The sequence below is a fragment of the Acinetobacter sp. D009 genome (genome assembly GCF_038562025.1).
In the GTDB taxonomy this organism is placed as follows: domain Bacteria; phylum Pseudomonadota; class Gammaproteobacteria; order Pseudomonadales; family Moraxellaceae; genus Acinetobacter; species Acinetobacter pittii.
The window spans coordinates 2,995,608-3,017,292 of sequence record NZ_CP151886.1 but is presented as its reverse complement, the minus strand read 5'-3'; the positions used below and the strand labels follow the sequence as shown (position 1 = coordinate 3,017,292).

General features: G+C 38.7%; 24 protein-coding genes. 15 read left to right on the top strand and 9 right to left on the bottom strand.

What is annotated here, in order from left to right; translation table 11 throughout:
- Positions 1–12: 12 nt before the first annotated feature.
- From ligA to AAC388_RS14410, 3 genes are all read left to right on the top strand, one after another.
- Positions 13–2,052, top strand: coding sequence for an NAD-dependent DNA ligase LigA (gene ligA, locus AAC388_RS14420; protein WP_078225458.1), 2,040 nt, complete (start codon positions 13–15; stop codon positions 2,050–2,052).
- Between the two features lie 252 nt (positions 2,053–2,304).
- Positions 2,305–2,769 carry a bacterioferritin gene (gene bfr, locus AAC388_RS14415; protein WP_001214863.1) on the top strand — a complete coding sequence of 155 codons (465 nt, stop codon included), beginning with the start codon at positions 2,305–2,307 and terminating at the stop codon, positions 2,767–2,769.
- A 289-nt stretch (positions 2,770–3,058) separates the two neighbouring features.
- Positions 3,059–4,252, top strand: a complete 1,194-nt coding sequence (locus AAC388_RS14410; protein WP_078225478.1) for an MFS transporter — start codon at positions 3,059–3,061, stop codon at positions 4,250–4,252.
- Between the two features lie 69 nt (positions 4,253–4,321).
- On the opposite strand, the gene AAC388_RS14405 is transcribed toward AAC388_RS14410, so the two are convergent.
- Together AAC388_RS14405 and otsB are read right to left on the bottom strand one after the other, a co-directional pair.
- Positions 4,322–5,755 (bottom strand): trehalose-6-phosphate synthase, encoded by a 1,434-nt coding sequence (locus tag AAC388_RS14405; protein WP_032063852.1) that lies wholly within the window; start codon positions 5,753–5,755, stop codon positions 4,322–4,324.
- Positions 5,743–6,594 (bottom strand): trehalose-phosphatase, encoded by an 852-nt coding sequence (gene otsB, locus AAC388_RS14400; protein ID WP_139363401.1) that lies wholly within the window; start codon positions 6,592–6,594, stop codon positions 5,743–5,745. Before otsB ends, AAC388_RS14405 begins: the two co-directional genes overlap by 13 nt.
- 356 nt (positions 6,595–6,950) lie before the next feature.
- Between otsB and AAC388_RS14395 the strand changes: the two genes are divergently transcribed.
- From AAC388_RS14395 to bioD, 5 genes are all read left to right on the top strand, one after another.
- The gene (locus AAC388_RS14395) at positions 6,951–7,682 is read left to right on the top strand and encodes an alpha/beta fold hydrolase (protein WP_017402526.1); all 732 of its coding nucleotides are present in this window, start codon (positions 6,951–6,953) and stop codon (positions 7,680–7,682) included.
- A 93-nt stretch (positions 7,683–7,775) separates the two neighbouring features.
- Positions 7,776–9,056, top strand: coding sequence for an adenosylmethionine--8-amino-7-oxononanoate transaminase (gene bioA / locus AAC388_RS14390; protein ID WP_342370844.1), 1,281 nt, complete (start codon positions 7,776–7,778; stop codon positions 9,054–9,056).
- 1 nt (position 9,057) lies between these two features.
- Positions 9,058–10,215 carry an 8-amino-7-oxononanoate synthase gene (locus AAC388_RS14385; protein ID WP_342370843.1) on the top strand — a complete coding sequence of 386 codons (1,158 nt, stop codon included), beginning with the start codon at positions 9,058–9,060 and terminating at the stop codon, positions 10,213–10,215.
- On the top strand, positions 10,212–10,961 hold the full coding sequence (bioC, locus tag AAC388_RS14380; protein ID WP_342370842.1) for a malonyl-ACP O-methyltransferase BioC: 750 nt from the start codon (positions 10,212–10,214) through the stop codon (positions 10,959–10,961). Before AAC388_RS14385 ends, bioC begins: the two co-directional genes overlap by 4 nt.
- Positions 10,962–11,606 carry a dethiobiotin synthase gene (gene bioD, locus AAC388_RS14375; protein WP_342370841.1) on the top strand — a complete coding sequence of 215 codons (645 nt, stop codon included), beginning with the start codon at positions 10,962–10,964 and terminating at the stop codon, positions 11,604–11,606.
- 61 nt (positions 11,607–11,667) lie between these two features.
- On the opposite strand, the gene rluB is transcribed toward bioD, so the two are convergent.
- The 5 genes from rluB to AAC388_RS14350 all read right to left on the bottom strand — a co-directional run bounded on the left by rluB (position 11,668) and on the right by AAC388_RS14350 (position 15,612).
- Positions 11,668–12,591: a 23S rRNA pseudouridine(2605) synthase RluB gene (gene rluB / locus AAC388_RS14370; protein WP_016142048.1), complete on the bottom strand. Its 924-nt coding sequence runs from the start codon at positions 12,589–12,591 to the stop codon at positions 11,668–11,670.
- A 41-nt stretch (positions 12,592–12,632) separates the two neighbouring features.
- A complete protein-coding gene (scpB, locus tag AAC388_RS14365; protein WP_002120355.1) occupies positions 12,633–13,229 on the bottom strand; it encodes an SMC-Scp complex subunit ScpB in 597 nt (198 codons plus the stop codon).
- Entirely contained in the window at positions 13,226–14,017 is a 792-nt protein-coding gene (locus AAC388_RS14360) for a segregation/condensation protein A (RefSeq protein ID WP_002120271.1), read from the bottom strand. Before AAC388_RS14360 ends, scpB begins: the two co-directional genes overlap by 4 nt.
- A gap of 224 nt (positions 14,018–14,241) precedes the next feature.
- Positions 14,242–14,859, bottom strand: a complete 618-nt coding sequence (locus AAC388_RS14355) for an L-threonylcarbamoyladenylate synthase (protein ID WP_342370840.1) — start codon at positions 14,857–14,859, stop codon at positions 14,242–14,244.
- A gap of 90 nt (positions 14,860–14,949) precedes the next feature.
- Positions 14,950–15,612: an elongation factor P hydroxylase gene (locus AAC388_RS14350; RefSeq protein ID WP_342370839.1), complete on the bottom strand. Its 663-nt coding sequence runs from the start codon at positions 15,610–15,612 to the stop codon at positions 14,950–14,952.
- Between the two features lie 96 nt (positions 15,613–15,708).
- Here AAC388_RS14350 and AAC388_RS14345 point away from each other — a divergent pair, with 96 nt between their 5' ends.
- From AAC388_RS14345 to lysM, 6 genes are all read left to right on the top strand, one after another.
- A complete protein-coding gene (locus AAC388_RS14345; RefSeq protein ID WP_002120393.1) occupies positions 15,709–16,269 on the top strand; it encodes a YceD family protein in 561 nt (186 codons plus the stop codon).
- A gap of 74 nt (positions 16,270–16,343) precedes the next feature.
- Positions 16,344–16,529 (top strand): 50S ribosomal protein L32, encoded by a 186-nt coding sequence (gene rpmF, locus AAC388_RS14340; RefSeq protein ID WP_000290730.1) that lies wholly within the window; start codon positions 16,344–16,346, stop codon positions 16,527–16,529.
- Positions 16,530–16,680: 151 nt separating this feature from the next.
- Positions 16,681–17,667 (top strand): ACP S-malonyltransferase, encoded by a 987-nt coding sequence (fabD, locus tag AAC388_RS14335; protein WP_002120357.1) that lies wholly within the window; start codon positions 16,681–16,683, stop codon positions 17,665–17,667.
- On the top strand, positions 17,664–18,398 hold the full coding sequence (fabG, locus tag AAC388_RS14330; protein WP_002120395.1) for a 3-oxoacyl-ACP reductase FabG: 735 nt from the start codon (positions 17,664–17,666) through the stop codon (positions 18,396–18,398). The genes fabD and fabG overlap by 4 nt, the downstream gene beginning before the upstream one ends.
- Positions 18,399–18,482: 84 nt before the next feature.
- Positions 18,483–18,719 carry an acyl carrier protein gene (gene acpP / locus AAC388_RS14325; protein WP_001279871.1) on the top strand — a complete coding sequence of 79 codons (237 nt, stop codon included), beginning with the start codon at positions 18,483–18,485 and terminating at the stop codon, positions 18,717–18,719.
- 186 nt (positions 18,720–18,905) lie between these two features.
- On the top strand, positions 18,906–19,379 hold the full coding sequence (gene lysM / locus AAC388_RS14320) for a peptidoglycan-binding protein LysM (RefSeq protein WP_002120434.1): 474 nt from the start codon (positions 18,906–18,908) through the stop codon (positions 19,377–19,379).
- A gap of 44 nt (positions 19,380–19,423) precedes the next feature.
- Here lysM and AAC388_RS14315 read toward each other — a convergent pair whose 3' ends face one another.
- Positions 19,424–20,191: a hydroxymethylpyrimidine/phosphomethylpyrimidine kinase gene (locus AAC388_RS14315; protein ID WP_016144494.1), complete on the bottom strand. Its 768-nt coding sequence runs from the start codon at positions 20,189–20,191 to the stop codon at positions 19,424–19,426.
- 97 nt (positions 20,192–20,288) lie between these two features.
- Between AAC388_RS14315 and AAC388_RS14310 the strand changes: the two genes are divergently transcribed.
- Positions 20,289–20,963 (top strand): HAD-IA family hydrolase, encoded by a 675-nt coding sequence (locus tag AAC388_RS14310; RefSeq protein ID WP_002120346.1) that lies wholly within the window; start codon positions 20,289–20,291, stop codon positions 20,961–20,963.
- A 58-nt stretch (positions 20,964–21,021) separates the two neighbouring features.
- Here the strand turns inward: AAC388_RS14310 and ribB are convergent, their stop codons facing one another.
- Entirely contained in the window at positions 21,022–21,681 is a 660-nt protein-coding gene (gene ribB, locus AAC388_RS14305; RefSeq protein WP_005070969.1) for a 3,4-dihydroxy-2-butanone-4-phosphate synthase, read from the bottom strand.
- Positions 21,682–21,685 lie beyond the last annotated feature (4 nt).

The following is a 21,685-nucleotide window of genomic DNA, read 5'->3' as shown; positions in this document are numbered from 1 at the left end:
GTGAATAACATAATGGCAACAACTTCCGTGATCGAACAGATGCGTCAGCTTATTCAACTGATTGCAAAGCATAACCATGCCTACTATGTCATGGATCAGCCGACAATCTCGGACAGTGAATATGATCATTTATTTCACCAGTTAAAAGCTTTAGAAGAGCAATATCCTGACCTTGTTCAATCAGATTCACCAATTACAAAAGTAGGGGGGCAAGCACTCTCTAAATTTCAAAGTGTGACTCATGTAGTTCCGATGCTTTCTTTGGGGAACGTTTTTAATCAGGAAGACTTATTCGCATTTGCACGCCGTGTTGAAGAGCGTTTGCCTAATCAAAAAGTACAATACGAAGTCGAACTAAAACTTGATGGTCTTGCGATTTCTCTCTGGTATGAAAATGGTGTGTTAATACGTGGCGTTACACGTGGTGACGGAGAAACTGGTGAGGACATTACCCAGAACGTTAAAACGATTCGTAATTTGCCTAAAGTGTTACATTCAGATCACTTTGAAATTCCACGTTTGCTGGAAGTTCGTGGTGAAGTACTTATGCCAAAGTCCGGTTTTGAAAAACTCAATGTCGAACAAGAAGCCAAAGGCGATAAAACATTTGCAAACCCGCGTAATGCCGCAGCTGGTAGTTTAAGACAACTCGATCCTAATATTGCTGCGGCTCGACCTTTAGCATTTTATGCTTACGGCATCGCTCAATGTGAACCTAATCATGGCTTAACTACCATGCATGACAGTCTGCAATGGCTCACAAAACTTGGATTTGAAATTGCTGAACGTCAATATCTTTGTAATTCAATTCAAGAAGTACAGCAACGTTATGAGCAAATTCAGCAAGAACGTTCAGATTTACAAGTTGAAATTGATGGGATGGTTGTAAAGGTTGATGACTTAAAGCAACAACAACAACTTGGTTTTTTAAGTCGTGAACCACGTTGGGCAACTGCTTATAAATTCCCTGCACAAGCTGCATTAACTACAGTTGATCAGATTGACTGGCAAGTAGGGCGTACAGGTACTTTGACTCCTGTAGCGCGTTTAAACCCTGTATTTGTGGGAGGAGTTACAGTTTCCAATGTAACTTTACACAACATTGGTGAGATCCATCGCCTAGATGTACGTGTTGGTGACACGGTGAGTGTTTATCGTACAGGCGATGTTATTCCTAAAGTAGAAAAAGTTTGGCCAGAGTTCCGTCCTGTTGATGCCGAAGTTGTACATTTACCTGAAAACTGTCCTGTTTGTGCCTCACCAGTTGTAATGCCTGAAGGGGAAGCTTTAGCACGTTGTTCTGGTGGACTGTATTGTGCTGCACAGCGTATTGAAGCGATTCGTCACTTTGTATCACGTAAAGCTCTGGATATTGAAGGTCTAGGTGATCGTTGGGTAGAGTCTTTATTACACCTCGATTTGCTCAAAGATGTTGCCGATATTTACCATTTGCATGAACACCGAGAAACTTTACTCGGGATTGAAAAAATGGGCGAGAAATCGGTACAAAATCTGATTGATGCGATTGAAGCTAGTAAAAAGACAACGCTTGCGCGTTTTATTTATGCTTTAGGAATTCGTGGGGTAGGTGAAACAACAGCTAGAATGTTAGCCAATACTTTCCAAACTTTGGAAGCGCTTAAAGCTGCGGATGTTGAAGCTTTAAAGAAAACACCAGATGTTGGTGATATTACTGCCGAGTGGATTGCTGACTTTTTCTTGGCACCGCACAACATTGAAGTGCTTGATCGCTTAATTGCCGCAGGAATTCATTGGGATGCACCGGCTGCACCAACACGACAGCCATTAAATGGCGAAAGCTGGGTATTAACAGGCACTTTAGAGCAAATGACCCGTGATCAGGCAACTCAAATGCTACAAGCATTAGGTGCGCGTGTAAGCGGTAGTGTATCGAGTAAAACCAAATGTGTTGTTGCGGGCGAGAAGGCTGGTTCGAAATTAGAAAAAGCAGCAAAACTAGGTATTGCTGTTATGAATGAGACTGATTTCTTATCACTTATGGCGAGCTACGGGCAGACTTTAAGCGAATAGATCTACCGAAATAAGAACCATTGATTTTAGTTACAAATTTATAAATTGATGGTTTGAGCCATATTTTAACGCTTGTCTGAACTTATAAATTGGACAAGCGTTTCTTTTTGCAGAGGAAATTTAAATAACTTAAACTGCAAATGCGTATGTTTCTCATTTTAATTTGATAAAAATCATAAACTTAACCATTTTTTGTTTTGCAATCACTTTTAAGATTGCCCATAATAGTTCTCATACGATAGGAGATTTATTATGCGTGGCAATCCAGAAGTCATAGACTATTTAAATATGCTCATTGGCGGAGAATTGGCTGCCCGTGATCAATATCTAATCCATTCTCGTATGTATGAAGATTGGGGCTTAAATAAAATTTATGAACGTATTGATCATGAGATGCAAGAAGAAGCTTCTCATGCTGATGCGATCATTCGCCGTGTATTGTTTTTAGGTGCTAAACCAAACATGCACCGTGAAGATATCAATGTTGGTACAGACGTTGTATCTTGTTTAAAAGCTGATTTGGCGCTTGAATATCACGTTCGCGAAAAGTTAGCGACAGGTATCAAACTTTGTGAAGAGAAGGGCGATTACATTAGCCGTGATATGTTGCGTCAACAATTATCAGATACTGAAGAAGACCATACATACTGGTTAGAAAAGCAATTACGTTTAATTGAGTTGATTGGCTTGCAAAACTATATTCAATCTCAAATTTAATAAAAAACCCAGCTAAGGCTGGGTTTTTTTATCGGCTCATTTTAATAAAATGAAGTCTTAACTTAGATGTTGATTTTTTCAAATTGAACATATTCAAAGCCTTACTATATAAGGCTTTGGCAGTTACAAAAAAGTCAGAAAAATTGTATCACACCCCCTGTTTTTTTTATGAAATTGTTTATAATTTCGCCAACAAAACCCTTGCCTAGAAATTTAATGAGGCAAGGGTTTTTCTATGGAAAATCGGTTGGTATGGATCGCCAATGATTTTATGGTGAGTTCGCGAAATATGTTATTTACCAAACCTGCTGTTTTAGATACAGCTACTCTCCTAAGCACACAGCGTCTTGCAACACGACTAAGCTTTTTTAGCTTAGGTTTTGCGACTGCAGCTTGGGCACCTCTTATTCCTTTTGCGCAACAGCGTTTAAACCTAAATCATGCTGATTTTGGTTTACTTTTGCTGTGTATGGGTATTGGTTCAATGATTGCTATGCCTGCGACTGGTGCTTTAGTAAAGCGCTGGGGATGTCGTCCGTTAATTGCTTTGGCATTGATGTTGTTAATGGTTTTATTGCCTAGCCTTACGATGTGGAGCAGCATTGTGACGATGGCTGTAGCATTGTTTATTTTTGGATCGGCAGCAGGATGTCTTGGAGTAGCTATCAATTTACAAGCAGTAGTTGTTGAAAAACATAGTGTGAGAGCTCTTATGTCTAGCTTCCATGGAATGTGCAGTCTTGGTGGCTTAACAGGCGCTATGCTTGTGACTGCACTATTGGCAGTAGGTCTTTCACCCTTAATGAGTACTTTATCAGTCGTTATGATTTTGCTTGTTATTGGTGGGGTTGCGATTCCATCTTGTTTAACGTCTTTTGAACAGGACGAAAAGCCACATGAAGATACCACTCAAGCGCCCAAAAAACTTTATCGTCCTGATGGCATTATTCTGCTTATTGGTATGATGTGTTTTATCGCCTTTTTATCAGAAGGTGCAGCAATGGACTGGGGTGGTATTTATTTAACAAGTAAATATCAGCTTAATCCTGCTTTTGCTGGTTTAGCTTACACTTTCTTTGCGCTTAGCATGACGACTGGTCGTTTTGCAGGTCATATCTTGCTTAAGCAATGGGGTGAAAAAAATATTGTGACTTATAGTGCAATTGGAGCCGCTATTGGTATGGCTGTTATTGTAACGGCACCAGTGTGGCAAGTGGTTGTATTGGGTTATGCACTGTTAGGATTAGGTTGTTCTAATATTGTACCAGTGATGTTTTCTCGTGTTGGTCGACAAAACAATATGCCTAAAGCAGCAGCACTTTCTTTAGTATCAACAATTGCCTATACCGGTTCATTAAGTGGACCAGCTTTAATCGGTTTAATTGGGGAATGGACTGGTTTAAGTACAGTTTTAACAGGCGTCGCTGTATTACTATTTATTATTGCTTTACTTAACCGCTTTACATTAGTAAAGACAAACTAATTTATAAATAATAATCATCAAATAGCGAACATCGAGAAATTAAATTTCTCGATGTTCTTTTATTCAGATTTATAAAACCTGATAAATAGATTGATAATTATCTTGTAATAATCGCTGAGGCTTCATTAGTAAAGTTGGTGTCTTTTCTAAATCATCCAAGAAATTATTTCGCCAATGGGTAAGATCAGATGATGTTAATCCCTCTATCAATTGTTGATAACGATTAATACGCTCAGCTTTAGACATTTCTAAAGCCATTTTTAAAGCATCCATCATTGCCGCTCTATCTTGTGGGTCAACAATCAAGGCTTGAGACATCTGCTCAGCAGCACCAGCATATTTAGATAAAATGAGCACACCTGGATTTTCTGGGTCTTGAGCCGCAATATATTCTTTAGCTACTAGATTCATCCCATCACGTAGTGAACTGATCCAGCAAATATCTGAATGACGATAAATGTGCATGAGATTATGGTGTTGTACCGTGTCATAGCAGCAATCTACAGGTCTCCAGTCTTCATGCGCAAACTCTTCGTTAATTAACTCCAGCTTGGTTTTAAAACGTTGATATAAGCGTTGATAAGCTGGAATATCGGTACGAGAAGGGATCGCCACTTGAAGATGTCGAACTAAGCCATGATATTCAGGGCTGGTTTCCAAAAAGGTTGCAAATGCATTAAATCTTTCGAGTAAACCTTTTGAATAATCAATACGATCAACTCCAATAATAGTTTTTTGACGTGGAATTTCTTCAAAATTAAATACCGAAGAGGTCGCCAAATCTTGTTGTGCTTGCTTTTGTATAAGTTCTGGTTGAACGCCAATTGGGTACGATTTAATTAATATTTGACGTTTTTTATAGCTAATACTGTTGCTTTGAATTTTTTGAGCTTCGAGTAAATTCAGACAAGTCTGCATGCAGGCATTTTGGTCAATCTGAGTTTGTAAGCCAATAACATCATATTGACTCAAGTCTTGAATTAACTCACGGGCTACCGGAATTTTGTGCCAGATATTCAGACTGGCAAAAGGAATATGTAAGAAGAAACCAATTTTGTTTTGCATGCCTAATTCACGGCAATAGCGAGCCACACTAAAAAAGTGGTAATCGTGCACCCAAATAAGATCTTCAGGCTGAGCAAGCTCTTTTAGCTTTTGAGCAAATAAGCGATTAACCTTTTGATAGGTATTATATTCTTCTGCATCATATTCAATTAGATCATCTCTATGGTGCATTGCTGGCCATAAAACTTTGTTAGCGAAACCACAATAATATTGGGCATATTGCTGATGAGTGAGAGGGCAGGTAATGTAGTCAATTCCTTGAGAATAAGCCTGCGCAAATTCTGGCGCTTCGCTATCGGTAATTTGCTGCCCATTCCAGCCTAACCAGATGCCGTTACTATCATTTAGTGCATCTTGTACAGCTACAGCAAGACCACCTGCTGAAGCTTTACCCGATGGCATACTTATTCTGTTCGATAATACGATTAATTTAGACATAATTTTTCTCCATTCTGATTTTGGCTATTTTTGACATATAAGCTTTTTATTCTGTTTTGAAATAAAAGAAGAAAATCCGCGACATTATTAATATCTTTTAATCTATATTTTGCTTGTGTTTCACCCGGACCTACTTTAATACTAAGGCCAGATTGCTGATTAATGTAAGTGAAACCAGATTCATCTGTTAAATCATCACCTATAAAAATAGGTAATACAGCAGGTAAATCAAGATGATTTAATATAGTTTTAATTGCTCTACCTTTATCAGCTTGGTTTGGAATTAATTCAACAACAAATTTCCCTCTATTTATTTTTAATTGAGGATAATTTAAATTAATTCTTTGCATAATATTAATGGCATTATTTTCTAAATTAGGATTTTTACGATAATGTAAGGCAATAGAATATCCTTTATCTTCAATTAATAATTCAGGATGTTTATCACAATTTTTGGTAATATCTTGTTTTAATTTTTTGAAATTAATACTGCTTAAATCTGGTCGAATATAATTTCCTGAATCAAAATAAATATCTAAACCATGTAAACCAGCAATTGGAACTTCAATAGGATGTAGTAGTTTGCTTGCTGTATCTACATCACGACCTGTTACAGCAATAACAGGTATATTTAATTTAGTAATTTTTTTTATAACGTCTAAGGTAGTTTGTGGAATAAAACTATGCTCAGGATTAATTTGAAAGGGTGCTAATGTACCATCAATATCCAAAAATAAGCAGTAATTTTTATCTAAAGATAAGTTATTTATAATATCATTGGGTGTAACAAAAGATGTATTTTTTTCTCTCCCATCAGATATTGTGTTTTGACTGTTCATATTAGCCTTCCTAATACTTTTTGATCAATAATTAATCTTCTAGCATTAAAATGAATTGGTGAGTCATTTTTTTTAATAAAAAAACATAAGTATTAACATTAATTACATTGCATAATGGATTTATAGGCGAAGTGTGGAGTATGTTGTTTTTTGATTGGCTTCAATGTTTAGATAATTAATTTTTTGTATGTTTACTATGAATAATGCGGGTCTTATTTATCAATATATTTCAGAATATTATCACATTATAAATGCTTAATTTTATGCTCTAAAATTTAATTTTTATATTGATTTTAAAAGATATTTTAAATCGATATTATTATATAATCCTTATAAAATTGGCTTTGAGCAGGCATATGAAGTTACAAAATAAAATTTTATTAATTACAGGTTGGGGAGTAGGAGTGGAGCCTTTGCAGTCCCTTAAATTGCAATTGGAAAAAGCTGGCTATCAAACACAACTTATTAATATTTTTAATATTTTAGATGGTAAGTATCGTGCCCAGCTTGATTTAGTTGCTGAGGTTGATGTAGTAATAGGTTGGTCTTTAGGTGGACAGTTAGCAACTCAACTGGTTAATACTTTTTATGAACAAACAGGGCAAACTAAAACTTTAATTACGCTCGCTTCAAATCCTTGTTTTGTTACCAACGATAATTGGCAGACTGCTATGCCTGCTGATGTGTTTAGTCAATTTAAGACTTCTTTTTTACAAAACCCGCAAGCCACTTTAAAGCGTTTTTATTATTTAATTACACTCGGTTCCTCTCAGGCTAAACAAGATTGGATAAGCATGCAAAACATAGCAAATCCGCCTTCAAGTGAATTGCTATCAGAAGGTTTGCAAATGCTTGAGCAACTAAATTTGGTAAATAACTTAAAAAACTATCTAGGTCCGCAGCTTCATGTGTTTGCCGAGCAAGATAATGTCATTCCTTGCAAAATTAGTGAAAATTTCAAGGATATCGCGACAGAAAACATGAGTTATAAAGTATTAGAAGGCGCTACCCATGCTTTTCCATACCTAGAAGTAGATCGAACAATTGAAGAAATCTGCCAATTTTTAACAATTCATCAGCAAAGTTAATAAGCTTTGGTTGATCTCGCAATTTTCTTTCATTCTTAACAGGTTTAACATGTGCTAAATGAAAGATTTAATTGCTGTAAAAGGGTATATAGGATGACCGATAATTTTGATTTGGAACATATTTGGCATCCATATACCTCAATGACCCAACCTTTACCAACGTTTAAAGTTAAACGTGCCTATGGGGCAACTATTGAACTAGATGATGGTAAGACTTTAATTGATGGTATGTCGTCATGGTGGTGTGCAATTCACGGCTATAACCACCCTGAACTCAATCAGGCAGTGACAGATCAATTACAGAACATGTCGCATATCATGTTTGGTGGTTTAACTCATGATCCTGCCATTGAACTTGGAAAAATTCTTTTAAAAATTACGCCGCCGAGTCTCGATAAAATTTTCTATGCAGATTCAGGTTCGGTTGCCGTTGAAGTTGCATTGAAAATGGCTGTGCAATTCTGGACAGCACAAGGCCAACCGCAAAAAACAAATTTTATTACTACACGTTCTGGTTATCACGGTGATACATGGAATGCGATGTCTGTTTGTGATCCAGTGACAGGCATGCATCAGATTTTTGGTACAAGTTTACCGAACCGTCTTTTTGTAGCAGCACCGCAAACCAAATTTCATGAAGAGTGGAACCAAGAAGATATTGCTGAGCTAGAGCAAGCTATTCAGCAAAATCATGAAAACCTTGCTGCACTGATTATTGAGCCGATTGTTCAAGGTGCAGGGGGGATGCGTTTTTATCATCCTGAATATTTACGTCAGGCGAAAGCACTTTGTGAACGATATAATCTGTTATTAATTTTTGATGAAATTGCGACTGGTTTTGGTCGCACGGGTAAGCTTTTTGCTTGGGAACATGCACAAGTTGAGCCAGATATTATGTGCATAGGTAAAGGGTTAACAGGCGGCTATATGACGTTATCTGCTACCTTAACGACAAAGCATGTTGCAGAAACCATTAGTCGCGGTGAGGTTGGGGTGTTTATGCATGGCCCAACCTTTATGGCCAATCCACTTGCTTGTGCGGTCGCTTTAAAAAGTACCCAATTATTAATTGAGCAAGATTGGCAGGCTAATATTGAGCGAATTGAACAACAGCTTAGCCAATATTTAAAGCCTTTAAGTCAGCTTGATTATGTTGCCGATGTGCGAGTGCTAGGTGCAATTGGTGTAGTAGAACTCACCTTTAATGTTGATATGAAAACCTTACAGCAACAATTTGTAGACCGCGGAATCTGGATCCGTCCTTTTGGAAAATTGGTTTATGTGATGCCACCGTATGTCATCACGCATCAAGAGTTAAGCGATTTGCTCGAACAATTAGTTGAAGTTGTTCAAACGATGCGGGGAGCGAATTAAGATGTCATTGCTTGAACATTTTTCTGCCGAATTGGATGAGTTAAAGCAACAAGGTAACTTTAGACAATTTACCCAAAATGTGCAGCACGGACGTTTTATTACGATCCAAAATAAAACGATGCTCAACTTAGCTTCAAATGATTATCTTGGGTTGGCTGCTGATATCAATCTTCGTCAAGAGTTTTTAGATAGCTTTCCAATCGAGCGTAGCTATTTTAGTTCATCATCTTCACGTCTATTAACGGGCAATTTTGATGAATATGAACAATTAGAAAATAGCCTAAGCCAAGCATTTGGTGGTCGCGCGGCACTATTATTTAATAGTGGCTACCATATGAATATTGGTATTTTGCCAGCTGTTGCTGATAGTAAAACTTTAATATTGGCGGATAAGTTAGTTCATGCCAGTATGATTGACGGGATCCGTTTATCTGGCGCTCAGTATGTGCGTTATCGACATAATGATTTACAACACTTGGAACAACTCCTCCAAAAATATCATGATGATGACAAGATTGAACGAATCATTGTGGTCACAGAAAGTATTTTTAGTATGGACGGTGATGAGACGGATTTAGCCGCTTTAGTTCAGCTAAAAAAACGTTTTGCTAAAACTATGTTATATGTCGATGAAGCGCATTCAATTGGGGTGCGTGGTCAGCAAGGCTTAGGGTGTGCTGAACAATATAATGTGATTCAGGAAATTGATTTTCTAGTCGGTACATTAGGCAAAGCATTAGCAGCAGTCGGTGGTTACATTATTTGTGATCCAATTATTAAAGATTATCTCATTAATAAAATGCGCCCACTTATTTTTAGTACTGCACAGCCACCGATTGTTATGGCATGGGCAAACTTTATTTTTCAAAAAGTATTACTCGCTCAATCTCAGCGTGAACACTTAAAAAATATTAGCCAATATCTTCAACAAGCTGTTGTAGAGAAGGGCTACGATAGTCCATCGACCAGCCATATCATTCCAGTCATTGTTGGAGAGAGTCAAGCTGCTATCGATAAAGCAAAACAGGTTCAGGAAAGTGGTTTTTATGCTATGCCTGTGCGTCCACCAACAGTACCGAAAAATAGTTCGCGTTTGCGTATTTCTTTAACATCAATGGTGCAGCAACATGAACTTGAAGAATTGGTGAGTTTTCTGTGAGTTTGAATAAAAACTTAGTTGCCCAGCGTTTTGCCAAAGCAGGGCAAACCTATTCAGAGCATGCAATTGTTCAAAAACAAATTTGCCAAAATTTAACAGGTTTAGTTCAGCAGTTCTGCCCGCGTATGATGTCGCGTGTTTTTGAAATTGGTTGTGGTTCTGGCAATTTAACTCGTCTTCTTGCTACATCTTTTCAGTTTGAAGAGTTAATTTTGAATGATCTATATGCAGATGTGCAGCAACACTTTAGTCATCAAGAAAATTTAAAATGGTTGATTGGGGATGTTGAAACTTTAGATTTTCCCCAGCAGCTCGATATGATTGTTTCAGGTTCAGCTTTACAGTGGATGCAAGATTTACCGCACTTGCTCAAACGTTTTAATGAAGCTTTAACTGAGCGAGGTTGGTTATGCTTTTCAACATTCGGCTCTCAGAATTTAATGGAAATTAAAGAGCTAACAGGACAAGGTTTAAGTTATTGGTCAGTTGAAAATTGGAATAGTGCCTTAATTCAGGCTGGTTTTGAGATTTTGCATTTGTCAGAATCAGAAACTCAACTCTATTTCGATTCACCTAAAGCCGTGTTGCAACATTTAAAAGCAACAGGTGTAACAGCAACGGCGCAGCATCGTTGGACTAAGCAAACTTTACAACAGTTTTATCAAGATTATGATCGGTTTAAGTGTGTCGAGGGATATTCCCTAACATATCATCCGATTTATTGTATTGCCCGGAGAGTGAAGTAAATGAGTGGCCAGATCTATTTTGTGAGTGGGATTGATACCGAAATTGGTAAAACCTACGCGACAGGTTTCTTAGCAAAATTATGGACTGAGCAGGGTAAAAAAGTGATTACCCAAAAACTCATTCAAACAGGTAACGCTGATGTTTCTGAGGATATTGAAAAGCATCGTGAAATTATGGGACAGGGCTGGTTTCAAGAAGATCATGACAAGCTAACCATGCCTGAAATCTTCAGTTATCCTGCTTCACCTCATCTTGCAACACGTCTTGATAATCGAGAAATTGATTTTCAAAAAATTGAAGATGCGACCCAAACATTGGCGGAGCGTTTTGAAATCGTATTGTTGGAAGGTGCGGGAGGCTTAATGGTGCCATTAACCACCAGTCTGCTTACCATTGATTATGTCGCTCAGCACCAGTTTCCCGTTATTTTAGTAACATCGGGTCGTTTGGGAAGTATTAACCATACTTTACTTAGTCTTGAAGCACTTAAGTCTCGTGGGCTGAAGTTGCATGCCTTGGTTTATAACCTAAAAGATGAATCAAAAGATCCATTAATTTCTCAAGATACTTCAAATTATTTGAAAGATTACTTAGCTATTCATTTCCCCGAAGCTGGCTGGATTGAACTGGCAAAAATGAATTAAGTCAAACGGCTAAAAAAAACCGCTCAAATTTGAGCGGTTTTTTTTACATCTTATGAATATTTTAGAATTTCTTCGAACCGCGGTTAAAACCAGTCGCTTTACGTTGGTTCCCTGTGTTAACAGGAGCTTCTTTTTCATCATCACGACGTTGTTGACGTAAGTAACCGCCACGACGTGCTGCCATTGGTTTTTCAGTCATACGATCAGTACGGCGTTTTGCCATACCAAATAGACCTGTACCTTGGCGTGGCTTTAACTCAACCGATTTGGCTAAGTTATCGATGTCAGTTTTGTCGAGTTCCATCCAACGGCCAGTACGTAATTCGCGCGGTAAAATAACAGTACCGTAGCGTGTACGTAATAAACGGCTGACTTTAAGATCTTGCGATTCGAAAATACGACGTACTTCGCGGTTACGACCTTCTTTTACTACAACTTGGTACCAGCGGTTAATACCTTCACCACCAATTTCAGAGAATGATTCGAATTTGGCAGGACCATCTTCGAGCTCTACTCCGTTGACCATGTTTTGGCGTAGTTTTGGCGTTACTTCCCCCATTACTCGAACAGCGTATTCACGTTCGATTTCATTAGATGGGTGCATTAAGCGGTTAGCAAGTTCGCCATCATTTGTGAATAGTAATAAACCAGTACTGTTAATATCCAGACGACCTACCATTACCCAGCGGTCATTGGCAATTTGTGGTAAATGATCAAATACGGTTGGGCGTTTTTCAGGATCATTACGTGAACAGATTTCACCCTCAGGCTTATAATAAATCAGTACGCGACGACGAATTTCGTCTTCAATCTGAAACTGAACTTTACGGCCATCAATGCGTAATTCATCGCCTGGTTCAATGCGCTCACCCACTTGGGCAACACGACCGTTTACACTCACGCGTCCTGCGGCAATAACCTCTTCCATATATCGGCGGGAACCTAATCCGATTCTCGCTAATACTTTTTGCAATTTTTCACTCATGACAGCACAACCTTAGACATAATGATCAACAGTCCACCTCTTTATGATTTCGGTGCATTTGCATCGAGAGCCATAAAGGCTTCCTTGGCGTTCTGTAGGGGAGGCAATTGGCCTAGAGAGGCTAGACCAAAAGCATTCAGAAACTGAGGCGTTGTAATTAGCAACGCAGGTCTTCCGGGTAAATCTCTAAAACCGGCTTCTTTAATCCAGTTCCAGTCAAATAGTGTTCTAAGAATCTGACTATTATTAGATACACCACGAATTTGTTCAATATCAGCTCGGGTAACCGGTTGATGATAAGCAATGACAGCCAGGGTTTCTAGTAATGAAGGCGACAGTTTTGTTGGTCGCTCTGGCCAAATTTGCGCAATAATACTACGATATTTAGATCTTACCTGAAAGCGAAACCCTTGTGCTGTTTCAATCAGCTCAATAGATCGACCATGTTGTAATAGCGCGAGCTGCTGCAAAAGCTGACGAAGCTGTTGTTTATTATATTGATTGTTAAATGCTTCTTTTAAGCGGGCAATTGAAACAGGCGCTTCACTGGCAAAGATAATTGCTTCAAGTTGTAATAAGACTTCATGATGTATGTCAGCTAATGACAAATCACTATTATTTTGTTCAAAACTACTCATATTGAAGATCCTTGAATTGCTAACGGGGCTTCAATACCAGTGGCAATAATTTTAATTTTCTGTTGGCGAGTCAATTCTAAAACTGCCATAAATGTAACAACCATTCCCATACGACCTTGCTGGGGATTGAGTAATTCTTTAAAACTTAACACATCACCAGACTCTAATTTCTCTTCAATATATGCAATACGTTCTTCGAGCAAAACAGGTTCTTGAGTGACAACATGGGTAATAGGTTCAGGGCGATTAAATACACAGAACAACGCATCATGTAGCGCTGAGATATCGTAACCTTCATAAACAGGAGAGATATGTCCTAAGCTTACATTGGCACTAAATGTATCGCGCTCAAGAATTGGCATTTGGCCTAAACGCTCAGCTGCTTGCTTAATGCGTAGATAGGTTTCAAGACGATCAATAAGCTCCTGCTTAGGGTCTTTTTCAATGCTTATAATTGTAGGTTTTGGTAGAAGTAGGCGAGACTTCAAGTCAGCCAATAAAGCAGCCATCACCATATAATCTGCTGTCAACTCGATATTCAAAGATTTCATGCTATCCATATAGGCCAAATATTGAGTCGCTATAGGAGCAATATCGAGTTGAATTAAATCGAAACCGTTTTTCTGAATCAGATAAATTAAAAAATCTAATGGACCTTCAAACCGCTCGAGCAAAATCTCAAATGCAGCTGGAGGTATATAGAGATCTTCTGGAATTTTGTCATGCCACTCATCTAAAACACGGATGTGTGGAGCGTCTTCCATGGATTGATGAAGTGATTGATTCATTACGATTATAAGCCACGCGAATTTTCAAAAGCATGAGACTTGTTATTCAAGTCCTAGACAGCTGTAAGTAGAAGAACAGCAGATAGTGAAAATCATTCTAAATGAATTGTGTCTTTTAATAAATTACTTAACGACTAAAGTGTAAAAAAAATCCAAAATAAATAAAGAGTATTTTTTTGAGTGATAATACTTTTTTTTAAACTATTGGTAAAAAATGTAAGTGCTTATTCAAAAGCACTTACGTCGCCAACACCACGACGGATAATTTCAGGATGTTCACCCGATAAATCAACAATACTTGTACTTGTTAGAGTTCCGAAACCTCCATCAATAAATACATCAATTCGTTTATCTAACTGATTTTCAATATCGTAAGGGTCATCTAGAGGATCTTCTTGACCTGGTAAAATTAATGTACTGGTAAGTAGAGGTTCACCAAGTTCTTTTAATAAAGCCTGACAAATTGGGTTACTCGGAATACGCAAGCCAATTGTTTTCTTTTTAGGGTGCATCAATCTACGAGGAACTTCACTTGTTGCAGGTAAAATGAACGTAGTAATAGCCGGTGTGTTCGCTTTCAATAAACGATATGTCGCATTATCAACTTTTGCATAAGTCGCAATATCTGATAAGTCGCAGCACATAATGGCATATTGATGTTTAGGCCCTAAGCCACGAATCTGTGCAATACGTTCCATGGCACTTTTATTACCGATTTGACACCCAATTGCATAGGCAGCATCGGTAGGGTAGACCACAACATCTCCTGCTCGGATACGTTCAACCGCTTGGGCAATGAGGCGTTGCTGTGGATTTTCAGGATGTACATGTAAATGCATCATATTTTAGAGACTCCCTCACGCCAGTGTTAAAAATAATTATTAGGCTTTTTCAATGGCCTAGGCAAGCAATTAACGTAGCTTTTTTGTCAATTAATCAAGGAGTTCACGTTTAAATTCATTTAATTGTAAAGGCGTACCCGAACGTGTACATTGGCAAATAAAACCAATAAATGCTGCTGCATCACGTGGCAACTTAGCTTCACCCGAAAAGTAACGTTGCACTTGAGCATAAACGTTATCTTTAAATAGTTTGCCATCTCCGCCATCACCTGTAAGGTTATCGAGTGAAACTCTAAATTTTCGGCCAAAAGATTGCGCAAATAACCATTCAATTGCTTGTGGCTTAATTTCTACTTGTTCAAATAAACTTTGCTGTTCTTGGGTGCGACCATCAGGTGCATACCAATAACCTAAATCTGGTAATAGACGTCTTTTTTCACCTGCAATAGACCAGTGACTAATTTCATGCAAAGCACTATTAAAGAAACCGTGAGCAAATTGGATCTTGGCTGGTTCTTTATTTGTCGCTGGAAAATATTCAGGTTCAAAATCACCACGAACTAATGTCACATTATGGTGGGAAAACCAGTGATTAAAGTGTAAAATAAGCCAATCAACTTGCTCAGACTCCGATTTTGAGCTTGACCATGGTGAGAGTTGCACTAGGTCAGGTACAAAGGTTTTCTGATGAGTTGAATGGGTGCAAACGAGTAATGAAGTGTTAACTTCAGGTTGCGGCTGCAACAGGTGCATTGCTTAATTTACCCCGAGTTCTGTCTAAAGAAGTGCAAAATTGTATCTTAATCTTTGACAGAGTACCGATGAATTTGTAGAATTGCCGCCTTAATTATGTCAGCAAATACCTTTCCGGCACAGATTGAGCCGTTTAAATGGGCTGAACAAGGCTTTACATGGTCAGGTCAACTGCCCTTGTCTCGCTTTGCTCGTATCGCTCGTGAAGCTGTTGGATCAATTGATAACCAATTGATCAACATAGACTGTAAGCTATCAATGGATGCATATCATCGCATTGTGTGGATGGACGGTCACATGGACACGAAAGTTCCAATGGAGTGCCAACGTTGTTTGGAACCTGTTGAAATGCCTCTTGTCTTGGACTTCCATATTGCATTAGTGGATGATGAGTCACTGATAGAGCGCTTGGATGAGGATGCTGATTTCATCGTTTTAGGTGAAAGTGAGTCTTCGACGAAAGGCGATTATGATACGCCTGCCTCGATTAACTTACTCGCATTACTAGAAGATGAACTGTTATTGTTGATGCCTTTATCTCCCAAGCATGATGCTTGTGAACATAAACATCAACCTACCATTCAGAATGTTGTCGAAGAAAAACGGGATAATCCGTTTGATGTTTTGGCAGGTTTGAAGGGTAAACTTAACTCATAATTTGTGTTATAATTGTGAGATAAGACAACTGAATTTGTTCTGATCCATTTTTTCGATCTTTGTAAGGAGCCATCATGGCCGTTCAGCAAAACCGTAAAAGTCGCTCTCGCCGTGACATGCGCCGTTCACATGACGCTTTAACCGAGAATGCATTAACAGTAGACCAAGCAACTGGTGAAACTCATCGTCGTCACCACGTGACTAAAGACGGTTTCTACCGTGGTCGTCAATTATTCGCTAAAGCAGCTGATGCTGAATAATTGCATGATATGCATTAAGCGTGATGCTTAAGTATAGAAAAAATGGGAGCGAAAGCTCCCTTTTTTTGTTGTTTTTCGCAATTATAAATATATAAATAACATGTTAAATTTCCGCTCCAGAAATGAGTGAAAACCCAAAAAAGGATTTCTTATGTCTGCTAAACGTCTTGAACAAGTAGCTTTAGCCACAAAAACTGCATTTGTGTTTCCTGGTCAAGGTTCACAAAAAGTCGGTATGCTTGCTGAACTAGCAGAACAGTTTAGTGGGGTCGGGCAAACTTTTGCAGAAGCTTCAGATGCTCTTGGATTTGATCTTTGGCATATTGCGCAAAGTGGCGAAGGTCTCGACCAAACAGAAAATACCCAACCTGTGTTATTAACTGCCAGTATCGCTTTATGGCGTGTATGGCTTGATTTAGGTGGTCTGGCACCTAAATACCTTGCAGGACATTCACTAGGTGAATACAGTGCATTGGTAGCTGCAGGCTCTATGAGCTTGGCAGATGCAGTTAAATTAGTTAACTTGCGTGGCAAGCTCATGCAAAGTGCTGTACCTCAGGGTCAAGGGGCTATGGCTGCAATCCTTGGTTTGGCTGATGAAAAAGTGGTTGAACTTTGTCAAACCGTGAGTGCGTCAGGTGAAGGTTCTGTAGAAGCTGCAAACTATAATTCACAAGGTCAAGTTGTGATTGCAGGAAGTACAGCTTCTGTACAAGAAGTTATGGCTTTGGCAAAAGAGCAGTCAGCTAAAGCAATTGCTTTACCAGTGTCAGTTCCTTCTCATTGTTCGTTGATGAAACCTGCCGCTGAGAAATTTGCAGAAGCTTTGGAACAAACTGCCATTGAGCTACCTACCATTCCTGTAATACAAAATGTCAACGCGGGAATAGCTACCGATGTTGCTCAATTGCGTCAGGCATTAACTGCACAATTGTACCAATCAGTACAATGGACACGTACCATGCAGTCTCTACAAGACCAAGGTATTCAATACATTGTTGAGTGTGGTCCAGGTACAGTATTGAGTAACCTCGCAAAGCGTTTACCAAATATTGAAAAAGCTTTTTCTATTGATAGTAAGAGCAAAATGGAAGATGCCCTAAATGCTGTTTTAGTGGCAGAAGGAAAAATTGCATGACACAAGAACGCAAAGTTGCATTAGTAACGGGCGCGAGTCGGGGTATTGGCGCTGCCATTGCCCAGCAACTTATTCAAGACGGTTATTTTGTTGTAGGTACTGCGACTTCTGAATCTGGTGCACAAAAGTTAAGTGATAGCTTTGGTGAACAAGGTGCAGGTTTGGCGCTCGACGTGCGTAATCTCGATGAGATTGAAGCAGTCGTTTCTCATATTGAACAGAACTATGGTCCTGTACTTGTTCTAGTTAACAATGCAGGTATTACGAAAGACAATTTGTTGCTTCGTATGTCTGAAGATGATTGGGATGACATTCTCAACATTCACCTTAAAGCAGTTTATCGTTTATCTAAACGTGTGCTTAAGGGTATGACGAAGGCACGTTTTGGTCGAATTATTAATATCAGTTCTGTTGTAGCTCACTTTGCAAACCCAGGCCAAGCGAACTATTCTGCTGCTAAAGCAGGTATTGAAGCATTCAGCCGTAGCCTTGCAAAAGAGATGGGTAGCCGCCAAATTACTGTAAACAGTGTGGCGCCAGGCTTTATTGCAACAGAAATGACAGATGCACTTAGTGAAGACATTCGCAAAAAAATGAGTGATCAAGTGGCTTTAAATCGCTTAGGTGAGCCACAAGATATCGCAAATGCGGTGAGTTTCCTTGCAAGTGATAAGGCAGGTTACATTACCGGTACGGTATTACATGTAAATGGTGGTTTATACATGGCCTAACGCCGATGTATAAACTTTTAAAAATTTTTATATTCAATTAAACTAGTGGCAAATTAAACGCCACAAGCAATGAGGAGAATTCCTGTGAGCGATATCGAACAACGCGTTAAACAAGCAGTTGCAGAACAACTTGGTCTTAAAGCTGAAGAGATTAAAAACGAAGCATCTTTTATGGATGACTTAGGTGCTGACTCTTTAGATTTAGTTGAACTTGTTATGTCTTTCGAAAACGACTTCGACATCACTATCCCTGATGAAGATTCTAACGAAATCACTACAGTTCAATCTGCAATTGACTATGTAACTAAAAAACTTGGTTAATTCGCATATTGCTGAATAAAAAGAAGGCCACCGTAAGGTGGCTTTTTTTATTTTAGAAAAAATTTAAGAGATACATATTTTTACAAGATCAACCTCAATTGATAGCAGAGGTATAACTTTTTTGAAGTATAACAATAAAGGTCAGTTTAATGACTTTACTATAAACAATAATATGAGGACTAAAAGATGGGTCTTTTTGATTTTGTAAAAGGTATTGGCAAGAAAAATACCGCACCAGCAGAACCACAACCAGCTCCAGCAACACCAGCAGAACCTTCTGCACAAGAAGTTGCAAATAAATTATTAGGTTTAATTAAAAGTTTGGGCTTAGGGGTAGAAGGCTTATCTGTAACCTATAACGGTACTACTGATACCGCAATTATTAAAGGGCAGGTAAAAAGCCAAGCAGATAAAGAGAAAATTATTCTTATTGTTGGAAACATTGATCATGTGGCTCAAGTAGATGACCAGATGACAGTGGCAACTCCTGAACCGGAAAGTAAATTTTATACCGTGAAATCAGGTGACAACCTTTCAAAAATTGCGAAAGAAGTTTACGGCGATGCAAATCAATATCCAAAAATCTTTGAAGCAAATAAACCAATGTTAAAAGATCCTGATGAGATTTTCCCAGGACAAGTTTTACGTATTCCTCAATAATTAAGAGTAATAAAAAAGGCGCTTTAAGCGCCTTTTTTGTGCTTTTAAAAACGCTTTGGAATCTTTTGTCCGTTTGGTACAGGGGTGTCTGCATTTTTTAAAACACCGAATAACCATGTTTCAGCATGCTGTACTGCAATTTTTAAAGAATCACCTAAAGCTAAACGGCCAGCGATAAAGCTAGCTAAAGAACAACCTGAGCCGTGATATTCACCTTCAAGGCGAGGACAGCTACTACTCGCTGCTAGTTCACCATCGATATATAAACTATTTTTAATATGATCTGGTGTATCTTCATGTCCACCTTTCACTAGAACAGCTTTAGCACCCATTTCAAAAAGCTTTTGAGTGGCTTGATCTAAATCAGTAATACCTGTGAGAGCACGTAATTCAACGGTATTTGGAGTAATAATTGTGGCTAGAGGAATAAGTTCAACGAACGCTTTAACGAGAGTTGCCTGATCACCTAAAGAGCCGCCACTGTTTGCGACTAAAACAGGATCAAGTACATATTGGTAGTCAGGATGAGCACGTAAAAATTCAGCTAGTGCCGCAATATTATCTGTTGTGCCAAGCATGCCTGACTTAACACATTTAATGGGTAAGTCACCTACAACTGCATTTGCTTGTGCTAATAAGAGTTCTTTTGAGGTTGCTTCGAAGCCAAATACTTGTTGTGAGTTTTGAATAGTGAGGGCAGTACATGCAATTGCTGCATGGGCACCACTTTGTCCAATTGCTTCGATATCGGCTTGTAAACCTGCACCACCTGAAGGGTCTAAACCCGAGAAACAAAGTACGGTTGGACGCACGGTTATTTCCTTTTCAATTTAAATTTACGTTAGTATAAGAGAGTTTGATTAAACTCTCGACCAATTGAATTAAATACTTTACTGGGTTAATGATTGAATGGCTATAAAACATATTTTGATTGATTTAGATGGAACCTTAACAGACCCAAAAGTTGGAATCCATACTTCAATTCGCTATGCAATGGAGAAATTAGGCTATCCATTGGCTGCCGATTTAGATATTGACTGGACAATTGGCCCACCATTAAAGCCATCACTCGCAAAATTATTAGCTACTCAAGATGATGCTTTAGCTGAACAAGCTTTACTTGCTTATCGCGAGCGTTTTTCGGTGGTTGGCCTGTTCGAAAATGAAGTGTATCCATCTGTTGCCAAAACGCTTAGCGCTTTAAAAAAAGAAGGATATCGTTTATTTGTCGCAACTGCTAAACCAACGATTTATGCAAAACGTATCTTGGATCATTTTGAATTAAGTCAATACTTTGTACATATCTATGGGAGTGAGTTAACGGGTGAGCGGACTAATAAAGCTGACCTTATCCATTATATTTTGGAACATGAGCAATTAAACCCAGAAGAGTGTTTAATGGTCGGTGACCGCCAATATGACGTTTTGGGTGCTCGTCATAACGGTATTGAGGCGGTAGCGGTGACTTATGGTTACGGAACAGCAGAGGAACTTGCTCAAGCACAGCCAAAAGCAATGATTAAGCAGTTTTCTGAGCTTTTGGACTATGTTGAAGAACTGGCAGCACAAAAGAAAGTTTCTTAAATATTATTAAATTTTAATTTGAAGGTTTGGCTTTGATCTAAAGCCAAACCTTTTTTATTTAAATACCGTGTTGCTGGCGGTATTGAACAAGTTCTTCAATCGTAATCACCGTTAAGTGATGAGTTTGAGCATATGCTAAAACTTGAATGCCCGATGCCATCGTGCCATCTGGATTGGTTAATTCACATAACACACCAGCAGGTTTTAAACCGGCTAATCTTGCTAGATCAATTGTTCCCTCGGTATGACCTCGACGAGTAAGGACTCCACCATTACGTGCACGTAATGGGAAAACGTGACCCGGACGATTTAAGTCACTTGCAACAGCGCCATCTTTAATAGCAGTTTGAATAGTTGTTACACGGTCTTTAGCAGAAACACCAGTGGTAACGCCTTGAGCTGCCTCAATGGTCACTGTAAAAGCGGTATGAAACTGGCTTGAGTTTTGAGAAACCATCGGAGGAAGTTCTAGGTGATCTGCTAGCTCTTCTGTAAGGCATAAACATACAATACCTGAGCCATCACGAATCATCCGTGCCATTGTTTCTACCGTTAAAGTTTCGGCTGCAACGATGAGATCTGCTTCATTTTCACGATCAAAGTCATCCATAACCAAAACAGGTTTGCCTTGACGGATATCTTCTAAAGCTTGTTGAATGCGTTGTTCAGCAGGAGAGAGGGCTGAGAAAAAAAGTTCTGGTTGAATTAAGCTAGACATAATG

Coding starts and splice junctions, on each gene's coding strand:
- fabG (WP_002120395.1), top strand. CDS start 17,664: ATGACACAAGAACGCAAAGTTGCATTAGTAACGGGCGCGAGTCGGGGT.
- otsB (WP_139363401.1), bottom strand. CDS start 6,594: ATGAACAGTCAAAACACAATATCTGATGGGAGAGAAAAAAATACATCT.
- AAC388_RS14395 (WP_017402526.1), top strand. CDS start 6,951: ATGAAGTTACAAAATAAAATTTTATTAATTACAGGTTGGGGAGTAGGA.
- rluB (WP_016142048.1), bottom strand. CDS start 12,591: ATGAGTGAAAAATTGCAAAAAGTATTAGCGAGAATCGGATTAGGTTCC.
- bfr (WP_001214863.1), top strand. CDS start 2,305: ATGCGTGGCAATCCAGAAGTCATAGACTATTTAAATATGCTCATTGGC.
- AAC388_RS14385 (WP_342370843.1), top strand. CDS start 9,058: ATGTCATTGCTTGAACATTTTTCTGCCGAATTGGATGAGTTAAAGCAA.
- rpmF (WP_000290730.1), top strand. CDS start 16,344: ATGGCCGTTCAGCAAAACCGTAAAAGTCGCTCTCGCCGTGACATGCGC.
- AAC388_RS14310 (WP_002120346.1), top strand. CDS start 20,289: ATGGCTATAAAACATATTTTGATTGATTTAGATGGAACCTTAACAGAC.
- ligA (WP_078225458.1), top strand. CDS start 13: ATGGCAACAACTTCCGTGATCGAACAGATGCGTCAGCTTATTCAACTG.
- AAC388_RS14410 (WP_078225478.1), top strand. CDS start 3,059: ATGTTATTTACCAAACCTGCTGTTTTAGATACAGCTACTCTCCTAAGC.
- fabD (WP_002120357.1), top strand. CDS start 16,681: ATGTCTGCTAAACGTCTTGAACAAGTAGCTTTAGCCACAAAAACTGCA.
- AAC388_RS14345 (WP_002120393.1), top strand. CDS start 15,709: ATGTCAGCAAATACCTTTCCGGCACAGATTGAGCCGTTTAAATGGGCT.
- AAC388_RS14360 (WP_002120271.1), bottom strand. CDS start 14,017: ATGAATCAATCACTTCATCAATCCATGGAAGACGCTCCACACATCCGT.
- bioA (WP_342370844.1), top strand. CDS start 7,776: ATGACCGATAATTTTGATTTGGAACATATTTGGCATCCATATACCTCA.
- AAC388_RS14355 (WP_342370840.1), bottom strand. CDS start 14,859: ATGATGCATTTACATGTACATCCTGAAAATCCACAGCAACGCCTCATT.
- AAC388_RS14350 (WP_342370839.1), bottom strand. CDS start 15,612: ATGCACCTGTTGCAGCCGCAACCTGAAGTTAACACTTCATTACTCGTT.
- scpB (WP_002120355.1), bottom strand. CDS start 13,229: ATGAGTAGTTTTGAACAAAATAATAGTGATTTGTCATTAGCTGACATA.
- AAC388_RS14405 (WP_032063852.1), bottom strand. CDS start 5,755: ATGTCTAAATTAATCGTATTATCGAACAGAATAAGTATGCCATCGGGT.
- bioD (WP_342370841.1), top strand. CDS start 10,962: ATGAGTGGCCAGATCTATTTTGTGAGTGGGATTGATACCGAAATTGGT.
- ribB (WP_005070969.1), bottom strand. CDS start 21,681: ATGTCTAGCTTAATTCAACCAGAACTTTTTTTCTCAGCCCTCTCTCCT.
- lysM (WP_002120434.1), top strand. CDS start 18,906: ATGGGTCTTTTTGATTTTGTAAAAGGTATTGGCAAGAAAAATACCGCA.